General features: G+C 62.9%; 19 protein-coding genes. 17 read left to right on the top strand and 2 right to left on the bottom strand.

The genetic code is table 11. From position 1 onward, the window contains the following. The first annotated feature begins 78 nt into the window (after positions 1 to 78). The 14 genes from L1277_RS12655 to L1277_RS12590 all read left to right on the top strand — a co-directional run bounded on the left by L1277_RS12655 (position 79) and on the right by L1277_RS12590 (position 17,348). Positions 79 to 2,217 carry an alpha-galactosidase gene (locus L1277_RS12655; protein WP_253376835.1) on the top strand — a complete coding sequence of 713 codons (2,139 nt, stop codon included), beginning with the start codon at positions 79 to 81 and terminating at the stop codon, positions 2,215 to 2,217. A gap of 331 nt (positions 2,218 to 2,548) precedes the next feature. Continuing rightward, positions 2,549 to 4,237 (top strand): ABC transporter substrate-binding protein, encoded by a 1,689-nt coding sequence (locus L1277_RS12650; RefSeq protein WP_253376833.1) that lies wholly within the window; start codon positions 2,549 to 2,551, stop codon positions 4,235 to 4,237. 43 nt (positions 4,238 to 4,280) lie between these two features. Beyond that, positions 4,281 to 5,270, top strand: a complete 990-nt coding sequence (locus L1277_RS12645) for an ABC transporter permease (protein ID WP_253376831.1) — start codon at positions 4,281 to 4,283, stop codon at positions 5,268 to 5,270. Between the two features lie 5 nt (positions 5,271 to 5,275). After that, positions 5,276 to 6,274, top strand: a complete 999-nt coding sequence (locus L1277_RS12640; RefSeq protein ID WP_308215102.1) for an ABC transporter permease — start codon at positions 5,276 to 5,278, stop codon at positions 6,272 to 6,274. Continuing rightward, a complete protein-coding gene (locus L1277_RS12635) occupies positions 6,271 to 7,176 on the top strand; it encodes an ABC transporter ATP-binding protein (protein ID WP_253376829.1) in 906 nt (301 codons plus the stop codon). The genes L1277_RS12640 and L1277_RS12635 overlap by 4 nt, the downstream gene beginning before the upstream one ends. After that, positions 7,173 to 8,066, top strand: coding sequence for an ABC transporter ATP-binding protein (locus tag L1277_RS12630; RefSeq protein ID WP_253376827.1), 894 nt, complete (start codon positions 7,173 to 7,175; stop codon positions 8,064 to 8,066). Before L1277_RS12635 ends, L1277_RS12630 begins: the two co-directional genes overlap by 4 nt. 55 nt (positions 8,067 to 8,121) lie before the next feature. Continuing rightward, positions 8,122 to 10,572 carry a glycoside hydrolase family 2 protein gene (locus L1277_RS12625; RefSeq protein ID WP_253376825.1) on the top strand — a complete coding sequence of 817 codons (2,451 nt, stop codon included), beginning with the start codon at positions 8,122 to 8,124 and terminating at the stop codon, positions 10,570 to 10,572. After that, positions 10,553 to 11,455 carry a LacI family DNA-binding transcriptional regulator gene (locus L1277_RS12620; RefSeq protein ID WP_253376823.1) on the top strand — a complete coding sequence of 301 codons (903 nt, stop codon included), beginning with the start codon at positions 10,553 to 10,555 and terminating at the stop codon, positions 11,453 to 11,455. Before L1277_RS12625 ends, L1277_RS12620 begins: the two co-directional genes overlap by 20 nt. Then, positions 11,452 to 12,309: a pyrroline-5-carboxylate reductase gene (gene proC, locus L1277_RS12615; protein ID WP_308215101.1), complete on the top strand. Its 858-nt coding sequence runs from the start codon at positions 11,452 to 11,454 to the stop codon at positions 12,307 to 12,309. The genes L1277_RS12620 and proC overlap by 4 nt, the downstream gene beginning before the upstream one ends. Positions 12,310 to 12,769: 460 nt before the next feature. After that, entirely contained in the window at positions 12,770 to 14,095 is a 1,326-nt protein-coding gene (locus L1277_RS12610; RefSeq protein WP_253376821.1) for an extracellular solute-binding protein, read from the top strand. Between the two features lie 82 nt (positions 14,096 to 14,177). Beyond that, positions 14,178 to 15,062: a carbohydrate ABC transporter permease gene (locus L1277_RS12605; protein WP_253376819.1), complete on the top strand. Its 885-nt coding sequence runs from the start codon at positions 14,178 to 14,180 to the stop codon at positions 15,060 to 15,062. A gap of 95 nt (positions 15,063 to 15,157) precedes the next feature. Next, on the top strand, positions 15,158 to 15,946 hold the full coding sequence (locus tag L1277_RS12600; protein ID WP_253376817.1) for a carbohydrate ABC transporter permease: 789 nt from the start codon (positions 15,158 to 15,160) through the stop codon (positions 15,944 to 15,946). Further along, complete coding sequence (locus L1277_RS12595; RefSeq protein ID WP_253376815.1) at positions 15,943 to 16,671, top strand: GntR family transcriptional regulator; 729 nt, start codon at positions 15,943 to 15,945, stop codon at positions 16,669 to 16,671. Before L1277_RS12600 ends, L1277_RS12595 begins: the two co-directional genes overlap by 4 nt. After that, positions 16,668 to 17,348 carry an N-acetylmannosamine-6-phosphate 2-epimerase gene (locus L1277_RS12590; RefSeq protein ID WP_253376814.1) on the top strand — a complete coding sequence of 227 codons (681 nt, stop codon included), beginning with the start codon at positions 16,668 to 16,670 and terminating at the stop codon, positions 17,346 to 17,348. Before L1277_RS12595 ends, L1277_RS12590 begins: the two co-directional genes overlap by 4 nt. Here the strand turns inward: L1277_RS12590 and L1277_RS12585 are convergent. Beyond that, entirely contained in the window at positions 17,345 to 18,016 is a 672-nt protein-coding gene (locus L1277_RS12585; RefSeq protein WP_253376812.1) for a TrkA family potassium uptake protein, read from the bottom strand. The two genes, L1277_RS12590 and L1277_RS12585, sit on opposite strands and share 4 nt — an antisense overlap. Next, complete coding sequence (locus L1277_RS12580; protein WP_374110235.1) at positions 18,009 to 19,451, bottom strand: TrkH family potassium uptake protein; 1,443 nt, start codon at positions 19,449 to 19,451, stop codon at positions 18,009 to 18,011. The genes L1277_RS12585 and L1277_RS12580 overlap by 8 nt, the downstream gene beginning before the upstream one ends. Positions 19,452 to 19,523: 72 nt before the next feature. On the opposite strand from L1277_RS12580, the gene L1277_RS12575 reads away from it, so the two are divergent. The 3 genes from L1277_RS12575 (at position 19,524) to L1277_RS12565 (ending at position 20,442) form a co-directional block, all read left to right on the top strand. Beyond that, positions 19,524 to 19,958: a helix-turn-helix transcriptional regulator gene (locus L1277_RS12575; protein ID WP_253376810.1), complete on the top strand. Its 435-nt coding sequence runs from the start codon at positions 19,524 to 19,526 to the stop codon at positions 19,956 to 19,958. An 84-nt stretch (positions 19,959 to 20,042) separates the two neighbouring features. Continuing rightward, a complete protein-coding gene (locus tag L1277_RS12570) occupies positions 20,043 to 20,237 on the top strand; it encodes a helix-turn-helix domain-containing protein (RefSeq protein ID WP_253376808.1) in 195 nt (64 codons plus the stop codon). A gap of 106 nt (positions 20,238 to 20,343) precedes the next feature. Continuing rightward, the gene (locus L1277_RS12565) at positions 20,344 to 20,442 is read left to right on the top strand and encodes a 30S ribosomal protein bS22 (protein ID WP_003792170.1); all 99 of its coding nucleotides are present in this window, start codon (positions 20,344 to 20,346) and stop codon (positions 20,440 to 20,442) included. Positions 20,443 to 20,509: the final 67 nt, after the last annotated feature.

Here is a 20,509-nt window from a genome sequence, read left to right as displayed (position 1 = left end):
AGGCGGACGTGATACAGGAACTTACTTAACCCGCCTAAGATACTGTCTACCACGACAGCGCCGCCGAGGAAAGAGACCATGACGAATTCGACTGCTTCGACTCCCATCCATCTCCGAGCGTCGGGGGTGAGCCTTGTTCTTGATGCTCCGCCGAATGCCCTTCCGTCGATTCTGCACTGGGGAGCCGATCTCGGCGAGACCTCGGACGATGATCTTCGCGACCTCGCCTCGACCGTCTCCCCACTGCTCGAAAACGCCGTCGACGTACCGGTGCGGGTCAGCATGGTTCCGGAGCAGAGCGCCGGTTGGCTCGGTGCCCCCGGGCTGCAGGGTTCCCGGTTCGGCCGCGACTGGTCGCCGCGCTTTCACGAGGTGCGCTTCGAGCAGCAGGGCTCGACGATAGCGGCGATCGCGATCGACTCCGTGGCGAAACTGGAGCTGGTGCTGGAGGTGGAGCTGACGGCATCCGGCGTCCTGCGAAGTCGCGCCACGCTGACCAACCACGCCGAGGAGGCCTACGAGGTGCAGCGCCTCGTTGTGACGCTGCCGGTGCCGCCGGTCGCGACCGAATCGCTCGACCAGGCCGGTCGGTGGGCGAAAGAGCGCGTGCCTCAGCGCCGCGACATCACGGTCGGCACGCACCTGCGTGAGTCGCGGAGAGGACGAACGGGAGCGGATGCTGCGACCGTCTTGATCGCCGGAGAGGCCGGTTTCGGTTTCGGCCCGAGCACCGGTGAGGTGTGGGGCCTGCATGTCGGGTTCAGTGGAAACCACGTCTCCTACCTCGAGCGCATGACGAGCGGCAAGACGCTGCTCGGCGGCGGGGAGCTCCTGCTTCCCGGAGAAGTGGTGCTCGGGCGGGACGAGAGCTACACGACGCCGTGGATCTACGGGTCATGGGGTCGAGGTCTCGACGAACAGGCCGGGCGGTTTCACGAGTGGTTGCGTGCACGGCCGCAGCACCCGCGGTCAGTGCGACCGGTCACCCTCAACGTCTGGGAGGCCGTGTACTTCGACCACCGCCTCGAGCCGCTGCTCGAACTCGCGGAGCACGCGGCGGCGGCGGGAGTGGAGCGGTATGTTCTCGATGACGGCTGGTTTGCCGGACGTCGAAGCGATAATGCCGGCCTCGGTGACTGGGTCGTCGACACCGACGTCTGGCCGGACGGCCTGAACCCCCTGGTCACTCGCGTGCGGGAACTCGGTATGCAGTTCGGGCTCTGGTTTGAGCCCGAGATGGTGAATTCCGATTCTGACCTGGCTCGGGCTCACCCCGAGTGGATCCTGCAGACCGGAGGGCGGATGCCCCTCGAGCAGCGCCAGCAACAGGTGCTCAACCTCGCGATCCCAGGCGCGTACGAGTACATCCTGCAGTCGATCTCGAGCCTCGTCGACGAGTATGCGATCGACTACCTCAAGTGGGACCACAACCGCGACCTTGTCGACGCCGGTTCGACCGTGACCGGCACCGCGGGGGTGTCCGCCCAGACGTACGCGGTCTATCGACTGTGTGCAGAGCTGAAGGCGCGGCATCCGCGCCTCGAAATTGAATCCTGCTCGTCGGGTGGCGCGCGCATTGACTTCGGGGTACTCGAGTACACCGATCGGGTCTGGGCGAGTGATTGCATTGACCCGCTGGAGCGGCAGGGCATCCTGCGCTGGACCGGGCAGCTGCTGCCCCCCGAGCTCGTGGGCAGCCACATCGGCAGCCCGCGCTCGCACACCACCGGTCGTCGACACGACCTGTCGTTCCGTGCGTCGACGGCGTTGTTCGGGCACTTCGGTGTGGAGTGGAACATCTCGACCGCATCGGAGGCCGAGCGAGCCGAACTGGCCGAGTGGATCGAGCTGCACAAGCGGTTCCGGCCGCTGATCCACTCGGGCCGAACGGTTCGGGTTGATCACCCGACCACGGAGCTCGCGGTGCACGGTATCGTCGCGCAGGACCGTTCTGAGGCGCTCTTCGAGTTTGCGCTGCTGGCGCGGCCGTCGACATGGCCACCGGGACTGGTGCGGATTCCGGGGCTCGACCCGGATGTGCGGTACCGGGTCACTTCCGTGGGGCCACGTGCGCCGTTCTCGACGAACAACACGGCGCCCACCTGGCAAGCCGACGGTGGGGTAGTGCTTTCGGGGCGAGCGCTCGCCGCGGTGGGTATTCAGGCTCCACCGCTGCAGCCCGAGCATTCGGCCCTGGCATACATTCAAGCTGTGTAGCTGACGGCGCCGGGGCGCACCCGGGCGCCGCGGCGGTCCCTGGGGCGGGTGAACTGCACTCTGGGCTCGTTGGCCTTACCGGGTGAGTTCGGCGCGCACGTGCGGCTGACGTTGCGCGAGCGTTTGGGGTGCCTTCGGTGTGCGACCAGCGCGACTCTGCGCCTCGGCGGTTCCTCTGCCGAGTTAATAAAGTTACTTGACTTACCTAATAAAGTCCCCTAAGAAAGTAGCCAACGGTTTTTCCGAAACTCAGCACAGCTCTTCTGCTGGTGGAATGCGCCGGGAACCCCTCGCCACTTTCCGTGGCTTTTCACCGATGAAAGGTCCAACGATGTCCCTGAATTCACCGTTTGCGAGGCGCGTCGGCACGGCAGTCGCCGCTGTTGCTGTCTCAGCCCTCGCCCTCACCGGTTGCGTGTCACAGTCGAGTTCGAGCGGCGGCTCGTCCGCCTCGACGCTCGTCGCATACACCGGACAGGCTGGCGACTACCAGCTGAACTTCAATCCATACTCACCGACGAAGATTGGCGGCGTCGGGACCATCTTCGAGTCGCTGTTCTTCGTCACCCAGGTGAACTCGGACCCGTACAAGCCACTTCTCGCAACCGAGTACACCTGGAACGATGACGGCACCCAGCTCGACGTCACCCTGCGCGACGACGTGATCTGGTCTGACGGCGAGGCGTTCACGGCGGACGACGTCGTGTTCACGTTCCAGATGCTCCTCGACACACCGGCCATCAACGGCATCGGATTCGACGGAGCGGTCACCAAGACGGACGACACACACGTGACTTTTACCTTCGACCACGCGGCATTCGTTGACGGGCCGACGCTCCTCGGCCGTGCGCCGATCGTGCCCGAGCACCTCTGGAAAGACATCGATCCCGCCGCCGACGTCATCAAGGAACCCGTCGGAACGGGCCCGTACACGCTGAGCAACTTCAAACCGCAGGCTTTCACGATCACCGCGAATGAGGACTACTGGGAGGGCGCGCCCGAGGTGGAGAACATCCGATTCCTCTCGCTGTCGGGCAACACGGCCGGAGCGGACGCGCTCGCCGCAGGTACCATCGACTGGCAGACCGGACCGGTACCTGACCTCGAGAATGTGTCGACGACGTACCCCGGCTACGAAGCCATCACCATCCCGATGAACCAGATGGCGCTGCTCACCTGCTCCAACGCTGCTCTCGGCTGCACCGGACCGCAGACGGACCCGGCTGTGCGCAAGGCGATCTACTACGCGATCGACCGTGACCAGTTGAACTCGCTCGCGTTCCAGAACACGGCGAGCGAAATGTCTCCGACATTCGCGCTCACCGAGAACCAGAGCGAACTGATCTCATCGAGCATTGAAGAACCGGTGGCTCCCAGCAGTCCCGACCCCGCGACATCCGCTTCGCTTTTGGAATCAGCGGGATACGCCAAGGGCGCGGACGGCATCTATGCCAAGGACGGTGTCGCTCTCAATCTGACCGTCGAAGTCGTCACCGGATGGACCGACTACATCACCGCGATCGACACCATGGCGCAGCAGCTCAAGGCGGCGGGCATCGGTCTCACCGCGTCGCAGTCGTCGTGGAATGAGTGGACGGAGAAGAAGAGCAAGGGCACCTACCAGCTCGCGATCGACTCGCTCGGCCAAGGGCCTGCGAACGACCCGTACTACCTGTACAACAACAACTTCTCGACCATCAACACCGCCAAGGTGGGTGAAACCGCGCCGGTGAACATGAGCCGGTTTAGCGACCCCACTGTCGACGCCGCACTCGAGGTGCTCAAGGCAACGAACCCCTCTGACACCGAAACACGCCAGGCGCAGTTCGACATCATCCAGCAGAAGATCGTGGACGTCATGCCGTACATCCCGATCATGACCGGCGGAACGACGAGCGAGTACCACGCAGATAAGTTCACCGGCTGGCCCAGCGAAGACAACCTCTACGCGTTCCCGGCCATCTGGCAGGCGCCGGACAACGCCGAGATCTTCAAAGCCCTGAAGCCAGCGGGTAAGTAGCCGTGGCCATGGAGAAGCTCGATATGAATGGGGGAGTGCTGGCATGAGTTACTACCTGCGAAAACTGGGGTTCTATCTCATCGCACTCTGGGCGGCCCTAACCCTCAACTTCATCATCCCGAGGTTGATGCCGGGCAACCCGGTCGACATTTTGCTCGCCAAGCTGCAGCAACGCGGCGGCGTGGTGGACGCGTCGACCCGGCAGGCATACGAGCTTCTCCTGGGCGGTGACAACTCGCAGCCGGTGCTCGTTCAGTACGCGCAGTACCTGCTTAACGTCGGGCGCGGTGACCTCGGTGTCTCGGTCAGTTACTTTCCGGCGCCGGTGAGCGAGGTCATTGGTTCGTCGTTGCCGTGGACGATCATGCTCGTCGGCATCTCGACGGTGCTGGCGACCATCATCGGTGTGACCCTCGGCGCGATCGTTGGCTGGAAGCCGGGCACCTGGCTCGATTCACTGGTGCCGGCGACCACCCTTCTCGCCGCGGTGCCCTACTTCTGGCTCGCCCTCATCCTGGTGTACGTCTTTGCAACGACACTCAAGCTGTTCCCTTCGCAGGGCGGCTACGACGTGATCCTCGACCCCGGTTGGAATCTCGAGTTCATCAGCTCGGCGATCACCTACGGTTTCCTGCCCGCGCTCACCATTGTGGTTGCGTCGCTCGGCGGCTGGCTGCTCGGCATGAGGAACATGATGGTCTCGACGCTCTCTGAGGACTACATCGTGACCGCCCAGGCCAAGGGACTACGCAGCGGCAGGATTCTCCGCACCTACGCCGCACGCAACGCCGTCCTTCCTTCGGTGGCCGGCTTCGCCATCTCGCTCGGTTTCGTGGTCTCCGGGTCGATCGTGACCGAGCAGGTGTTCTCCTACCCGGGGATCGGGTCGAAGTTGCTCACCGCTGTGACGAATAACGACTACGCCCTGATGCAGGGCCTGTTCCTCTACATCACCCTCGCAGTTCTCGGCGCGAACTTCGTCGTCGATTTGTTCTACGGGATCATCGATCCCCGTACCCGAGCCCGGAGCTGATCGCGATGACGAATATCGTTCAACCCGCTGGGGTCGACACCGTCGACAGCACGGCACAGCTCGCAGCCATTCGTGGCGGCGGACCGAGAAAGTCGCGCTCGGCCCTCCGGCTGATGCTCCCGACCCCGACGCCGTGGCTCATCACCGGTCTCACCCTGATCGGCGGCATCGCCCTCTTCGGCATCGTCGGTCCGTATTTCACCATGGACCCGACCGAAATCCGCAACATCGGTCTCACCGGACCATCAGCTGAGCACATTCTCGGAACAACGCAAACGGGTCAGGATGTCTTTGCCCAGCTTGCGCTCGCCACGCGAGGGTCGCTTGAAATCGGCCTCATCGTCGGTGTGCTCGCAACGGTCCTTTCCGCGATCTTCGGAATTCTCGGCACGTACATCGGCGGCTTCGCCGACGAGGCGTTCTCCCTCTTCTCCAACGTCTTCCTCGTGATCCCCGGCCTTCCGCTCGTCATCGTCATCTCCGGCTTCGTGCCGCCCGAGTCACGCGGACTCTGGACGATCGCCGTCGTTCTCGCCATCACCAGCTGGGCCGGGTCTGCCCGGGTTCTCCGGGCGCAGACGTTGTCCATCCGCAGCCGTGACTACGTCTCGGCCTCTCGGGTTGCCGGGGAGCGCGCCTGGCGAGTGATCGCCGTCGAGATCCTGCCGAACCTGCTGCCCGTGCTCGCGTCACAGTTCGTCTTCGCGGTCATCGCCGCGATCCTCGGCGAAGCCGGACTGTCATTCCTCGGCCTCGGGGCGTCGAACTCCTCGACGCTCGGCACCATGCTGTTCTACGCGCAGAACGGATTCGCGCTGCCGCTCGGTGCCTGGTGGTGGTTCGGGCCTCCCGGGCTCATCATCGCTCTGTTCGGAATGGGCCTCTCGCTCGTGAACTTCTCTATCGACGAAATCATCAACCCGAAACTCAAGAACGTGCGCCAGCACAAAAAGCGCACAAAGGTGGCCGCGAAGGCGGCTCGCCGGAAGGAGCGGACACGATGAACGCCCAGGCCACTGCGACACTCGATGTCGCCACACAAGTCGTTCGCCGGACAGTGCTCACGGTCGAGAACCTGTCGGTCGTCTACGAGGTCGAACAGCCGGTGCACGCGGTCAAGAACGCGTCGTTCGAACTGGCCGCCGGAGAAATCCTCGGCCTTGCTGGGGAGTCGGGCTGTGGCAAAACGACACTCGCCTACGCGATTAACCGCCTGCACAAGCCGCCGGCCCGAATCGCGACCGGACGCGTCGTCTTCAACGACCGAGAAACCGGTGACATCGACATCCTCTCTCTCAGCGATGAGGAGATGCGCACCCTCCGCTGGTCCAAACTGTCGATGGTGTTCCAGGGCGCCATGAACGCGCTGAACCCGGTCATCTCTATTCGGGCACAACTGGAGGACGTCCTGACCACCCACCGGCCCGGGCTCTCCCGTGCCGAGCGGCGGGAACGGGCCGCAGACGTGCTGCGCCGGGTCGGCGTCGACCCCGCACGGCTGAACTCGTTTCCCCACGAGTTCTCGGGCGGCATGCGCCAGCGCGTGATGATCGCCATGGCGATGATCCTCGAGCCGCAGATCATGATTATGGATGAACCAACGACCGCACTGGATGTGGTCGTGCAGCGCGACATCCTCCGCGAGATCGTGCGCTTGCGCGATGAGCTGGGCTTCGCGGTCATCTTCATCACGCACGACCTTCCACTGCTGTTGGAGATCAGCGATCGGATTGCCGTCATGTTGCGGGGCGAAATCGTGGAATTGGAAACGGCGGATCAGCTCTATCGCAATGCACAGCATCCGTACACCCGCAAACTGCTCGGATCGTTCCCGAGTCTCAGCGGCGCGCGGGGTTCGTTTATTCGTACCGGTATCGACGACCTCGAGGAAGAGAACAGAGCATGACCAGTGTTGAGGTTGCGAATCTCGTCAAGGAGTTCACGGTAAGGAAGGGCCTCGCCCGCGAGAAGTTCCGTGCGGTTGACCAGGTGTCGTTCACCCTGGTGCCCGGTCGCACCGTTGCGCTCGTCGGTGAGTCCGGTTCCGGCAAGTCGACCATCGCGCGCATTCTCGCACGCCTCGAGAAGCCCACGAGCGGGCAGATCAATGTGGCGCTCGACGACGGCACCCCGGTGGGCGGGTCGATGTACCGACGCCAGGTGCAGATGGTGTTTCAAGACCCGTTTGCGTCGCTCAACCCGTTCCACTCGATCGAGCACCACATTGCCCGGCCGCTCCAGATCCACCATCGGGCGAAGGGCGCCGAGCAAACGCACGAACGGGTCGTGCAAATGCTCGAACGGGTGAACCTCGAGCCGGCCGCCGACTTTGCCCAGCGCAGACCACACGAGCTCTCCGGCGGACAGCGCCAGCGGGTCGCCATCGCCCGTGCTCTCGCACCGGGCGCGAGCGTCGTCATCGCTGACGAGCCGGTGTCAATGCTCGACGTGTCAATCCGACTCGGCGTGCTCAACCTGCTCGGCCGACTCCAGCGCGAAGACCACCTCGCCGTGCTGTACATCACCCACGACTTGGCCACAGCGCGGCACTTCTCCGACGAGATCCTCGTGCTCTACAAGGGCCGAATCGTCGAGCGGGGCCCGGCCGACGACGTGATCCTCGACCCGCACCACGACTACACCCGACTCCTCGCGCTCGCGGCGCCCGACCCCGAGCGTCTCGGAAAAGTCGTGAGTTCCGAAAACGTGCCCGACCGCTCCACGCTCGACAATTCCATCTGCTACAACCACTTCACCGCGTCGTGGGAAGAAGCGGAAGTTCGCGCGACCGCCTAGCCAGCGTCGGCTCGGCCCCTCGATAATTGCACCAACCAGAGAAGGAAACCCCCGCGTGACGTTCCGACCCCTCACCACTTCAGCAGGCTCGACCTGGACCCTCCGGGCGACCGCCGGGCCCGTCGACGATTCGGTCGCGAACCTCGACATCCCCGCGACCGTTCCCGGCGAAGTGCAACTCGACCTGATGGCCGCCGGCCTCATCGCCGACCCGTTCGACGGCGCCAACGAGAAGGTCCAGGCCTGGATCGGCTACTGCGACTGGCAGTACCGCACGAGCTTCGACTGGACACCGAACGACGCGGACCGTCACGACCTCGTCGCCGACGGGCTCGACACAGCCGCAACCATCACGCTCAACGGCACCGAAGTTGGCCGCACTCAGAACCAGCACCGCGGCTACCGGTTCGACATCGCCGCACTCCTGGTGGATGGTGAGAACGAGCTCGTCATTGGCTTCCGTTCGCCGATCGAATTCGCCCGTGAGCAGGAGGAGCTCCTCGGCGCACGACCGACCGTCATGCACCACCCGTTCAATGCCATCCGCAAGGTTGCGTCCAACTTCGGCTGGGACTGGGGCATCGACGTCTCGAGCTCCGGCATTCTCAAAACCATCGGGATCGACTCGTGGTCCGGCGTTCGCATTGCGTCGGTCCGCCCACTCACAAGTATCGACGGCACGACGGGTAACGTGACCGCGCACGTCGACCTCGAGTGGGCCACCGCATCACTCTCCGACACTCAGACCGACCTTTCCGTCAGTGTGAACGGCGTCACCGAAACCGTTCGCCTGACGAGCGGGAAAACGGATGTTGCGGTGCAGGTCCACGCCGGAACGATCGATCTCTGGTGGCCACGTGGCTACGGCGACCAGCCGTTGTACGACGTGACGGTGACCACGGGCGATGCCCACTGGGCGAGGCGCATCGGGTTCCGCACGGTCGAGATCGACACGGCGCCGGACGCCCACGGGTCACCGTTCTCGATCCTCGTCAACGGCCAGCTCATTGGCATCCGCGGCGCCAACTGGATCCCAGACGACGCCTTCGTCACGCGCATCACCCGTGAGCGTTACCGCACCCGCATCACCGACGCGGTCGACGCGAACATGAACCTGCTTCGGGTCTGGGGCGGCGGAATGTACGAGTCAGACGACTTCTACGACGCGTGCGACGAACTCGGCGTGCTGGTCTGGCAGGACTTTCTCTTCGCCTGCGCGGCCTACGCCGAGGAAGACCCGCTGAGAAGCGAGGTCGAAGCCGAGGCCAGGCAGCACATCACCCGGCTGACCGCTCACCCGAGCCTGGCCTTGTGGAACGGCTGCAACGAGAACATCTGGGGCTACCTCGAGTGGGACTGGCGTCGCCAGCTTGGCTCCCGCACCTGGGGTGAGGGCTACTACCTCGACCTGCTGCCGTCCCTCGTTGCTGAGCTCGCCCCTGGCACCCCGTACTCTCCGGGCAGCCCGTTCTCGTTCACGAAGTACGCCCACCCCAACGACCCACGCAACGGCACCATGCACATCTGGGACGTCTGGAACTCCAAGGACTACACCGTCTACGCCGACTACGAACCCCGTTTCGCGAGTGAGTTCGGCTTCCAGGGCCCGCCGGCCTGGTCGACGCTTACCGGCGCCGTGCACGACGAGCCGCTCGAGCCGTACGGCACGCAGATGCTCGTGCACCAGAAGGCCGACCAGGGCAACCTCAAACTCGAGCGCGGCCTCGGCGCACACCTTCCACAGCCGCGGTCTATCGCCCAGTGGCACTGGGCCACCCAGCTCAACCAGGCGCGCGCCATCCGCTTCGGCATTGAGCACTTCCGGTCGCTCTGGCCGCTCAACACCGGTTCGATCGTCTGGCAGCTCAATGACGACTGGCCGGTGATCTCCTGGGCTGCCGTCGACTACTTTGGTCACCGCAAACCGCTCTGGCACGCGTTGAAGCATGCCTACGCCGACCGGTTGCTCACCATTCAGCCGCGCGATGGTGTGCCGGTTCTCGTCGCACACAACGACTCCGCCGAGCGCTGGAGCACGACCGTCATTCTGACCCGCCAGGAGTTTGCCGGTGCCATCCTGGCCAGCCAGTCGATCGACATTGACGTGGAGCCGCGCGGCATCATCCTGCTGCCGCTCGATCGCGAAATTCTGACGGTGACGGATGCCACGGGGCAATTTATCGACGCACGCGCGGACAATTCACCGCCGGCGTTCTGGTACTTCGCCGAAGATCCCGAGCTGGCGCTCGAGCCGCTGAGTTCGGCGCTCGACGTCACCGTTAACGCGATCGAGGGCGGCGCGACAGTGCGACTTGTGGCAACGTCGCTCGTCAAGGACCTCGTTCTGCAGGCGGATCGACTGCACCCGCAGGCATCCGTGGATCAGGGATTGATCACTCTCAGTGCAGGATCGAGCGTCACGTTGACTCTTACTGGGGACATTGACCCGGCCGCCGTGGGGGGATTCCCGGTGTTATGTTCAGTCAATGACCTTGTCACCGGCTAACGCGGGGGCATCGAACGTCGTCGGGCTCTGTTTGCACCAGCCCCGGCGGCGGGTACCTCTCGAGCCGTTCTGGATGCAGTTTCTGCGCGGCGCCGAAGACGTGCTCGCCGAGCGCGGACGCACCCTGCTGCTGCAGGTGGTCGCGGACCTCGACGAGGAAGTCGCCACGCTGCGGCGCTGGCACGACACCGGGCAGGTGACCGGGGTGATCGTGTCTGACCTCGCCGCCGACGATGCGCGGCTCGAGGTTCTGCGGGAACTCGGTATGCCGGCCGTCGTGCTGGCGCAGCCGTTGCTCGCGCCGGGGTTCGCCACCATCTCGACAGACAACGCGCGGTCGATGCGCGACGCCGTTGAGTACCTCGCGGCTGGCGGTCACCGGACGATCGGCCGGGTGACCGGTCCGAAAGAGTTCATGCACACGCTCGTGCGTGACGACGCGTTCGACGCAGCGGGCGTGCGGCTGGGCATCGAGACGGTGTCGGTCACCTCCGACTACTCAGCGGAGGGCGGCGCCGAAGCGACCGCCGAACTGCTCGCCCGACCCACCCGACCATCGGCGCTGATCTTCGACAATGACCTCATGGCTCTCGCCGGGCTTGAGGTGGTGCAGTCGGCGGGGCTCAGCGTTCCCGACGAGATTGCGCTCCTCGCCTGGGACGACTCGGTGCACTGCCAACTGGCCTCCCCGCCGCTCTCCGCGCTCATGCACGACCTCGTGGCGTACGGCGCAGACACCGCGCGTGTGCTGCTGGATGTGCTCGATGGGGTGCCCGACCCCAGCCGGGTCGCTGAGCAACCCCACCTCGTCGCCCGGGCGTCCACACGGCCGGTGCCCGATCACCAGCCCGGCACACGCCCGGACATACACTTACAAGGGTGAGCGACCACACCGAGCCCAACACCACTCTCCCCTCGATTGCCATCCTGGGCAGCGGCTCGATGGGATCGGCCATCCTGTCCGGTCTGCTCCAGCCGGGCGTCTCGGTGACGGGCGGCATCCGTGTGACGAACCGCACGCGCGCGAAAGCCCAGGAGCTCGCGAAACTCCCGGGCGTCACCTCGCTCGCCCTTGAAGACCAGCCCGATGCCAACCGCACGGCGGTCACCGGTGCCACGGTTGTGCTCGTAGCCGTGAAGCCCGCCATGGTGCCCGACCTGCTGCGCGAGATCGCTGACGCGCTCGAGCCGGGCACGATCGTGATCAGCGTCGCGGCCGGGGTGACCGTCGCGACCTTCGAGTCGCTTCTCCCCGCATCCATCCCCGTGTTGCGATCAATGCCGAACACGCCGAGCGTTGTTGGGCGCGGGGTGACGGGCCTCTCCGCCGGCACGCGCTCACGCAGCGACGACCTCGCGGTCGGTCGTGCGATCTTCGAGACCGTCGGCACAGTCGTCGAGGTGCCGGAGAACCAGCTCGACGCGCTCAGTACGATCTCCGGTTCCGGCCCTGCCTACGTCTTCCTCCTCATCGAGGAGCTCACGAAGACGGCGGTGGCCAAGGGGTTCACGCCCGAGCAGGCCGCCGTGCTCGTGAACGGCACGTTCCGCGGCGCGTCCGAGCTGCTCGCCCAGTCTGGCCGGACCCCCGAGGAGCTCCGCATCCAGGTCACCAGCCCCAAGGGCACCACCGAGCGTGCGATCGCCGTTTTGCAGCAGGCGAATCTCACCGCCACGTTTGATGAGGCGACGGATGCTGCGCTCCACCGCGCAAAAGAGCTCGCCGCCGGTTCCTGACCTGGGTTTCCGGCTCGTCGGCTGGTGGCTGCCGTTCGCGAGATGCTGACTATGCGGGGTTGAGACGTGTGGCATCCCTGCATTGTGAGCAACTCGTGAAAGCTAGCTGCCCAGCGACGCGAACTTCTCAACGCGAGCCGAGGTGTATCCCGCTGAACTGAGGACGTTGCACGCGTGTGGAGCGAACCCAGCTCGGAAGTTTCTCGAACCGCCGCTCCGATTCGCGCGACGTTACCTTCATCTTCGGGCGACTGTGGCGTGACTTTTGCCTTGAAATGGCGACCGGATGCGAGGTTCTCGCGCGCGGAAGACAACCAAGGTTCCTTTACTTTATTGCGCATGCAACTGGTCCGTAACACCTTTGACATATTGGGTCGGCAAAATCAGCTATTGACAGGCAATCTCGGGGGAAGTTAGCCTGACGCACAACAACTGGTCTATACCAATTTTGGAGATTCTCATGCTCAGCAGGAAATTAGGCGCTGTCGGCGCCCTCCTCGTGTCAGCAACCTTGCTCACTGGATGTTCGACCGGTGGCAGCACCGGCGGCGACGGCTCGGGGAGCGGCACCGTGAAGATGGTCGCGTGGCCCGGTCCCGAGGGCGACGCGATGAAGGAAGTCGTCGACGCGTACAACGCAGGACAGGGGAAGGAGGACGACATCAATGTAGAACTCGTCCTCCTCTCACGCCAGGACACGTTCTCGAAGGAGACGGCGCTGATGTCGTCCAAGTCGAGCGATGTTGACGTTTATTGGACTGCCTCGTACAACGTTGGTCAGTTCTCGCCCTCACTTGAGCCGCTCGACGACATTGACACCTCGAACTACTTTCCCGTCGCCACCGAGGGACTGACCTACAACGACAAGCTTTACGCACTTCCGCTCGACGTCAGCAACCACTTCCTGCTGTATAGGACGGACCTCATCGATGGTCTGCTCAACGACCCGGCAGCGGTCGAGGTATACAAGTCGATCAGCGCAGACGTTCTGGGAGAACCGCGCGAGCCCGTCGACCCGCAGTCCTGGGATCTGGACGACTACAAGGCGATGTCCGCGTACTTCTCAAAGTCGACCAATGCAGACTCGCCGACGCAATACGGCACCATCCTGCAAGCAAAAAACCTCCTGTACAACACCATGATCTGGAATGACGTGCTCTGGGGCTACGGCGGAAACTGGGCCGAGGATGGCAAGGCAACGATTGATAGCGACGCCGGTAAGAAGGCCGTTCAGCTTTACGCTGACATCTACAAGAACAAGTGGACCTCACCCGACAGCGCCCAGGCTGAGTTCCCCGAAACTCAGGCAGCGCTTCAGTCAGGCAACGTCGCTTTCGCCATGCAGTGGTCCGCCGCATACGCTGCTCTGAACGATCCTGAACAGTCCCCTGATATCGCCGGGAAGATCGGCATCGCTCCAGTGCCCGGGGGCCAGACCCACGTGCACGCTCTATCCGTCTCGCTCAACAAATACAGCAAAAACAAGGCGGCTGCGAAAACGCTTCTGAGCTACCTCGCCACGACGGAGGCGATGACGGCATACGCGGAAGCGGGCGGAATTCCGGCCATGCCTGAGGTCCTGTCACAGAACGAAGACCTCAACCCCGCGTTCGGGCGAGTGAGCGAATCCATCTCAGAGTACGGATACTCGGAGCCGGTGTTCCCGAAAACGTTCCAGGCCTACAGCGCACTTGCCGAAGCGCTCAGCGGTGCGTGGGTGGGTGAGACGCCCGTCAATGACGCTGTGAAGAACGCCAACGAGGCGCTGCAAGAGCTTCTCGACTAGTACCACAACACCACACCTGCGGTGGGGTCGCCATGGCGGCGGCCCCACCGCCCAGCTCTCGTACCACCTGAGGCGGTTTGTCATGGCATCCACATTTGTACGTCAAAAGAAACACGGCGCTTCGCTCATCCTGAGCGCTCCGCTGATCATCTTCGCGGCTCTCTTTGTTGCGTATCCGCTTGTAAGCGGAACCATGACGGCGTTCACCTCAAAGTCGCTTCTCGATCCGACGGATACGTTCAACGGAGTGGACAATTTCGTGAGCCTCTTCACGAAGCCCGCCTTCCTGAATGCAGCAGGGTTCACGCTTTCGTTCGCGGCCATCGTCGTCCTCTGCGAGATGGTTCTGGGATTCGGACTTGCGCTGCTGTTCGATCGCAAATTTCCCGGTAAGAAGCTTTTCTTCACCCTGACGCTCTTGCCAATCATGATTGCCCCCGCCCTGCTCGGAATCATGTTTCGGCTGTTGCTCAATGAAGATATCGGAGCGATCCCCGCCATCCTTCAGAGTTTCGGATTGAGCGTCTCTCTTTTCTCTCCCAGCTCTGTCGTCCCCCTCTTGGTTGTTCTCGATATCCTGCAGTGGACGCCCTTCACCTTCCTCATCATTTATGCGGGACTCCAGTCGTTTCCCAAGGAGTTGCTCGAGGCGTCTGCTGTGGACGGAGCCACGTTCCTCCGACAGCTCTGGCATGTCGTCTTGCCGGTCCTCAAGCCTGTTCTATTCGCCGCCTTTTTCCTCCGCGCGATCGATGCCATCCGCACCTTCGACGTGATCTATGTGCTTACCGCCGGGGGACCGGGGACGAGCACGACGACCTTGAGCATCTTCATCTACAAAGTCGCTTTTGAGCAGGGCGACTTCGGTAAAGCCGCGGCCGCATCCGTTGTGGTCCTGATCTGTCTTCTGCCATTCGTTCCGTTCATCGTGAAACGAATCGCATCTTCCGGAATGGAGGGCAAATAATGACAACGCTTGAAGCCCCCACGCGTCGACGAACCAAGCCGAAACAAAGCCTCGGTCGAGAAGATCGCAATCCACGTCGTTGGATTTTTACAATCGTGATTGGGATCATCGCGATCCTCATCAACGTTCCCCTGCTGAACGCAATTCTGGTCAGCTTCAAGCCGGACGGCGAGATCGCCAGGAACCCAATCGGGCTCCCGCAAAACGCCACGCTTGACCACTATGCCAACGTCCTTTACGCATCCGGATATGACTTTCCAAAGTTCTTCTTGAACTCCGGGATGATTGCGGTGGGCACGGTACTTCTTGTGCTCGTCATAGCCGTTCCCGCCACGTATGCAATTGTTCGGCTCGGTTTCGGTGGACGATGGATTATCGATGGGGCGTCGGGGCTCCGTCTGCTGCCCGCGATCTTTTTCGTCGTGCCGTTCTTCATTCTCTTCTCGAACCTTGGGCTGCAGGATTCAGTTCCCGGACTGATCCTCGCCAACACCTTCCTGAACCTTCCGCTCGCGATCATTTTGCTCGCTGCGGGCTTGCGGGATATTCCGAAAGAGGTCGAGGAAGCTGCATCGGTCGATGGCGCCGGTGTCTTTCGGACTCTGCACTCGATCGTTTTGCCTATGCTGGCGTCGACCATCGTCGCGGTTTCCGTGCTTGTCTTCATCTTCACGTGGAACGACTATCTCTTCGCCCTTGTGCTTTCATCGTCCAACGCCACACCTGTCACACTTGGTGCGAGCAACTTCGTAACGAGTACCGGCATTCGATGGGGTGACATTTCGGCCGCATCATTCCTTTCGACGATTCCGCCGCTGCTGTTCGCGGTCTTCGCCCAGCGGTATCTCGTGAGCGGACTTTCGGCGGGAGCGGTCAAGGGATGAGTACGGCAAGTAAGACGCGTCACAAGTACGAGATCGTGGCTGCGGGTATCCGAGCCACAATCGCTGACTCCCTTGGGCCCAACGATGCTCTTCCGTCGGAACGCGAGCTGATGGAAATCTACAACGTCAGTCGAATGACAGTGCGGGCGGCAATTGCGCGTCTCGCCGACGAGGGACTTGTCTACAACGTCCACGGATCGGGTACTTACGTAGGGTCTCCGGATTTGTTCGCGAAGGCGCCGAAGCTCACCTCCTTCACCGAAGACATGGTGAGCAGGGGGTACGCGCCGTCCTCTCGAGTACTTGAAGTGTCGCGAGTCGCTGCCGTCGCCGCTGTTGCAACGAGGCTCGGACTTGCACCCGGCGGGGAGTGCACGAAGATCCGTCGACTTCGTCTCGCTGACGGGAACCCTATGGCGCTTGAAACCGTCTTCCTCCCGGGAGAAGTCCTCCCCATGGAGGAGTTCGACGCGAAGTCATCGCTCTATGGGCAATTGACAGATCGTGGATATGAGATCCATCGAGCGGAACAAGAGATACACGCCGTCACCCTCGACGAGGACGCGAGCGGTCTGCTGGCGGTCCCCCTGGGGTCTGCGGCGCTCGAGATTGATCGTGTTGCGGTAGATCGTCGGGGCCATCCCGTCGAGTATGCGCGCACGATTTATCGCGGCGACCGGTACAGCTTCCAGATGGCCGTGAGCCGAGAAAGTGGCGACAAATGAGGAACTCCGAAATTTTGAAGGATCTGAGGGGTCGTCTCGTTGTGTCCTGTCAGGCCTACCCTGGTGAGCCGCTTCGGGACCCGCGGGCGATGGCGCTGATGGCGCAGGCGGCGGTAGAGGGCGGCGCTGCAGCCATTCGGGCCCAGGGGCTTGACGATATCCGGCTCATCCGGAAAGCCGTTACGGTTCCCCAAATCGGCTTGCTCAAAGTGGGCTTGAGCGGAGTGTTCATCACGCCGACGCTGCAGGACGCGCTCGATGTGGTCGAAGCTGGCTCCGAGGTCGTCGCCATCGATGGAACCCGACGGGACCGCCCAGACGGACTCACACTGAAGCAGACAATCGCTGAAATCCATGCACGAACCAACGCCATGGTCATGGCGGATGTGGGGAGTTTCGACGACGGCATTGCGGCTCAGGATGCAGGTGCGGACATCGTTGGAACGACTCTTGCTGGTTACACGGCCGAGCGCGAGAAAACTGACGGTCCCGACCTCGAATTGCTTGAGCAGCTTGCAGCGCGGCTTGATCTCCCGGTCTTTGCGGAAGGCCGGATACACACGCCGGAGCACGCGAGGCTCGCAATCGAGGCCGGGGCTTACTCGGTGGTTGTCGGAACCGCGATCACGCACCCGACAACAATCACGTCGTGGTTTGCCGCCGCGGTCGCTTGCTAGCTACCCAGCGACGCGAACTTCTCGATGTCGGCCGAGGTGCCAGACACGATGATGAGGTCGTGGTCGGAAACGACAGTATCGGCCGTCGCATACGTAAACGGCTTGCCCGGGCTCTTCACTCCGACCACGGTGATGTTGTGTCGGCTGCGTACACCACTCTCGGTGAGGTTCTTACCCCGGATGGGCTTCGGCGGGTACATCTTCACGAGGGCGAAGTCGTCGTCGAACTGGATGAAGTCGAGCATCCGCCCGCTGACCAGGTGGGCGACGCGCTCGCCGGCCTCGGCTTCCGGGTAAATGACGTGGTTGGCACCCACGCGCGCGAGGATCTTGCCGTGTGACTGAGAGACGGCCTTCGCCCAGATCTGCGGAATCTTCAGGTCGACGAGGTTAGCCGTGATGAGCACGCTGGCCTCAATTGACGAGCCAACGGCGACAACGGCGATCGAGAAGTCCTGAGCGCCGATTTGCTTGAGCGCCTCAATGTTGCGGGCGTCGGCCTGCACCGTGTGGGTGATGCGCTCCGACCACTTCTGTACGAGGTCGGCACCCTCGTCGATGGCGAGCACTTCTCGGTCGAGGCGGTCGAGTTCGCCGGCACACGCGGCGCCGAAGCGACCGAGACCGATAATGAGCACCGGCGCATCGTGTTTGATTCGGTCAACCAACGATTGGCCTCTCTTCTGGTCGGCGGAACAACTTGGAACTGGTGGTCGCTGCGACTGCCGCAGCGAGAGTCACTGTACCAACACGGCCGAGGAACATCGTCATGGCGAGCACGTACTTCCCCGGATCCTCGAGCGTCTCGGTCAGGCCGGTGGACAGGCCGACCGTGCCGAACCCGGAAATGACATCGAAGAGCACGTGGTCAAGAGGTGCCTTGGTCATCTGCAGCAGAATGATGGTCGACAGCGCCACGATCGTCGCACCCCAGAGCACAACGCTCAGCGCGACCCGCAACACGTCCGGCGGCACCCGGCGGCCAAACGCTTCCATGTCGGGACTGCCCTTCGCCTCCGCGGCCGCGGCCAGGAAGATCACGGCGAGCGTCGTGACCTTGATTCCACCGCCGGTCGACGCCGAACCGCCACCAATGAACATGAGCATGTCGGAGACGAGCAGGCTCGATCCGTTCATATCGCCGATCGCGATGGTCGAGAAGCCACCGGACCTGGTCATCATCGAGAAGAAGATCGACTGGAAGATGGTGTCGCTCGCGTTCAGGGAGCCGAATGTTTTCGGATTGTCGAACTCGAGCAGGGAAATCGCCAGTGCTCCGAGGAACAGCAGGATCAGCGTCGTGACGATCGTGAGTTTGACGTGCAGCGACCAGTAGCGCACGTGCCAGAGGTGCCGCTTGAGCGCGAAAATCACCGGGAAGCCGAGGGCTCCCAGGAACACGCCGATCATGAGAATGGAGAGGAACCAATAGTCGTTCGCGAAGGCTCCCAGCCCCTCGGCGTTCGGCGTGAACCCGGTGTTCGTGAACGCCATGGCCGAGTAGTAGAGGCTGTTCCAGATGGCGTCCCAAATCGGGATGCCATCAATCACCATGCGCGGAAACAACAGAATGGCGATGGCCGCTTCGATCACGATGAGGCTCAGGGCGACCGTCACGAGCAGGTTGCCGATCTCACCGAGGCGCACGGCCTGACCCTCAGCGACCGGCCCTCGGTGCCCGCGCATCGGGTTGGTGTCGCTCGCCGCCATCAGCTTGGCCCGCAGGCCGAGCTTGCGGGAGATGACCATGCCGAGGATCGAGGCGAGCGTCAGCACACCGACCGCACCGATCTGAACACCGATGTAGATCAGGACGTGGCCGCCCAGGGACCAGTGTGTGGCCATGTCGACCGTGGAGAGACCGGTCACGCAGATCACCGAGACGGCCGTGAAGAATGCGTCAGCCAGCGGCGTTACGGTGCGATCCGCTGACACAACGGGAAGCGAAAACAGCAGGGTGAAGAGAAGGATGAGGGCCGTAAAGATGAGGATGGCGAATCGCGACGGCGAGCGCCCGGTGAAATCCTCCATCGCTTCGCGCACCCGGGCGAATCCTGTGGCGACGAGGATATGCGGACGCGGCTCAGCGGTGCTGCCTGCCACGGTTCCCCCGTTCTACGCGTTGTTGGGACCGTTGTCATGGTACTCCGTGCTGAGAGTCACTAACCTTGGGCCATGGCTGACATTTTTGACGTGATCGCAGACGCCACCCGGCGCGACATTCTGCAGATTCTCCTTGACCGATACGAGAGCGATTCGTCGGTCTCCCACGGAGGTACGAGTGTGTCAGAGATCGTCACCGCATTGGGCCTCAGCCAGCCCACCGTGTCGAAGCACCTGAAGGTCCTCCGTGAGGCTGGCCTGGTCGCCGTTCGTGAAGAAGGGCAGCACCGGTATTACCGTCTCGAGAGTTCACCGCTCGAGACCATTGAGGATTGGCTCATTCCGTTCCTGAGTGTCGACTTCGACGTGTCCGGTGCCATCGGACTCGACCCCGCGCTGACCGATCAGGCCAGGCAGATGGCCGACGCGATCGGCCACGCCGTTGCAGATACGACGCATCGCGTGACATCCGCCGTTCAGGCTGTCAGCAAAAAGCTGGGTAAGTAGCAACCCTCGACACACCGAAACCCGAGCACTACAGTCAGAGAAAGCTGTACCCCTTTCTTCGACCGGTTCGCATCAGGAGACACGATGGCAAGTGGATTGGAAGACGTTCGCTTCCTCACGGTTGCCGAGGTCGCCGACATGATGCGGGTGTCAAAAATGACGGTGTATCGCATGGTGCACGCGGGAGAGTTGCCAGCCATTCGATTCGGGCGTTCTTTTCGAGTTCCCGAATCTGCGGTGGCCGATGTGGTCAGCTCGAACGTCGCCGACACCGCCTGATTCGGCGTGCGAGCTTGAGGCGTCAGGATCGGGTAGACTGTCCCGAGGCATTTTTTACTGCCGGCCGTGGCATCCGCGGCCACAGCCGATCTTTGTGAGGTAATTAGTGGGTTCTGTAATCAAGAAGCGCCGCAAGCGTATGGCGAAGAAGAAGCACCGCAAGTTGCTTCGCAAGACTCGTCACCAGCGTCGCAACAAGAAGTAGCGAAACGCGCCAGTTAAGCGCCGGGCCCTCGGGACTGGCGCTTTTTGGCGTGTCCGGGGGCCCGTCG

This window comes from Okibacterium sp. HSC-33S16 (genome assembly GCF_024171565.1).
Lineage (GTDB): Bacteria > Actinomycetota > Actinomycetes > Actinomycetales > Microbacteriaceae > Mycetocola_A.
Note: the sequence above shows the minus strand (reverse complement) of the source record. Positions and strands in the feature narration are given on the sequence as shown.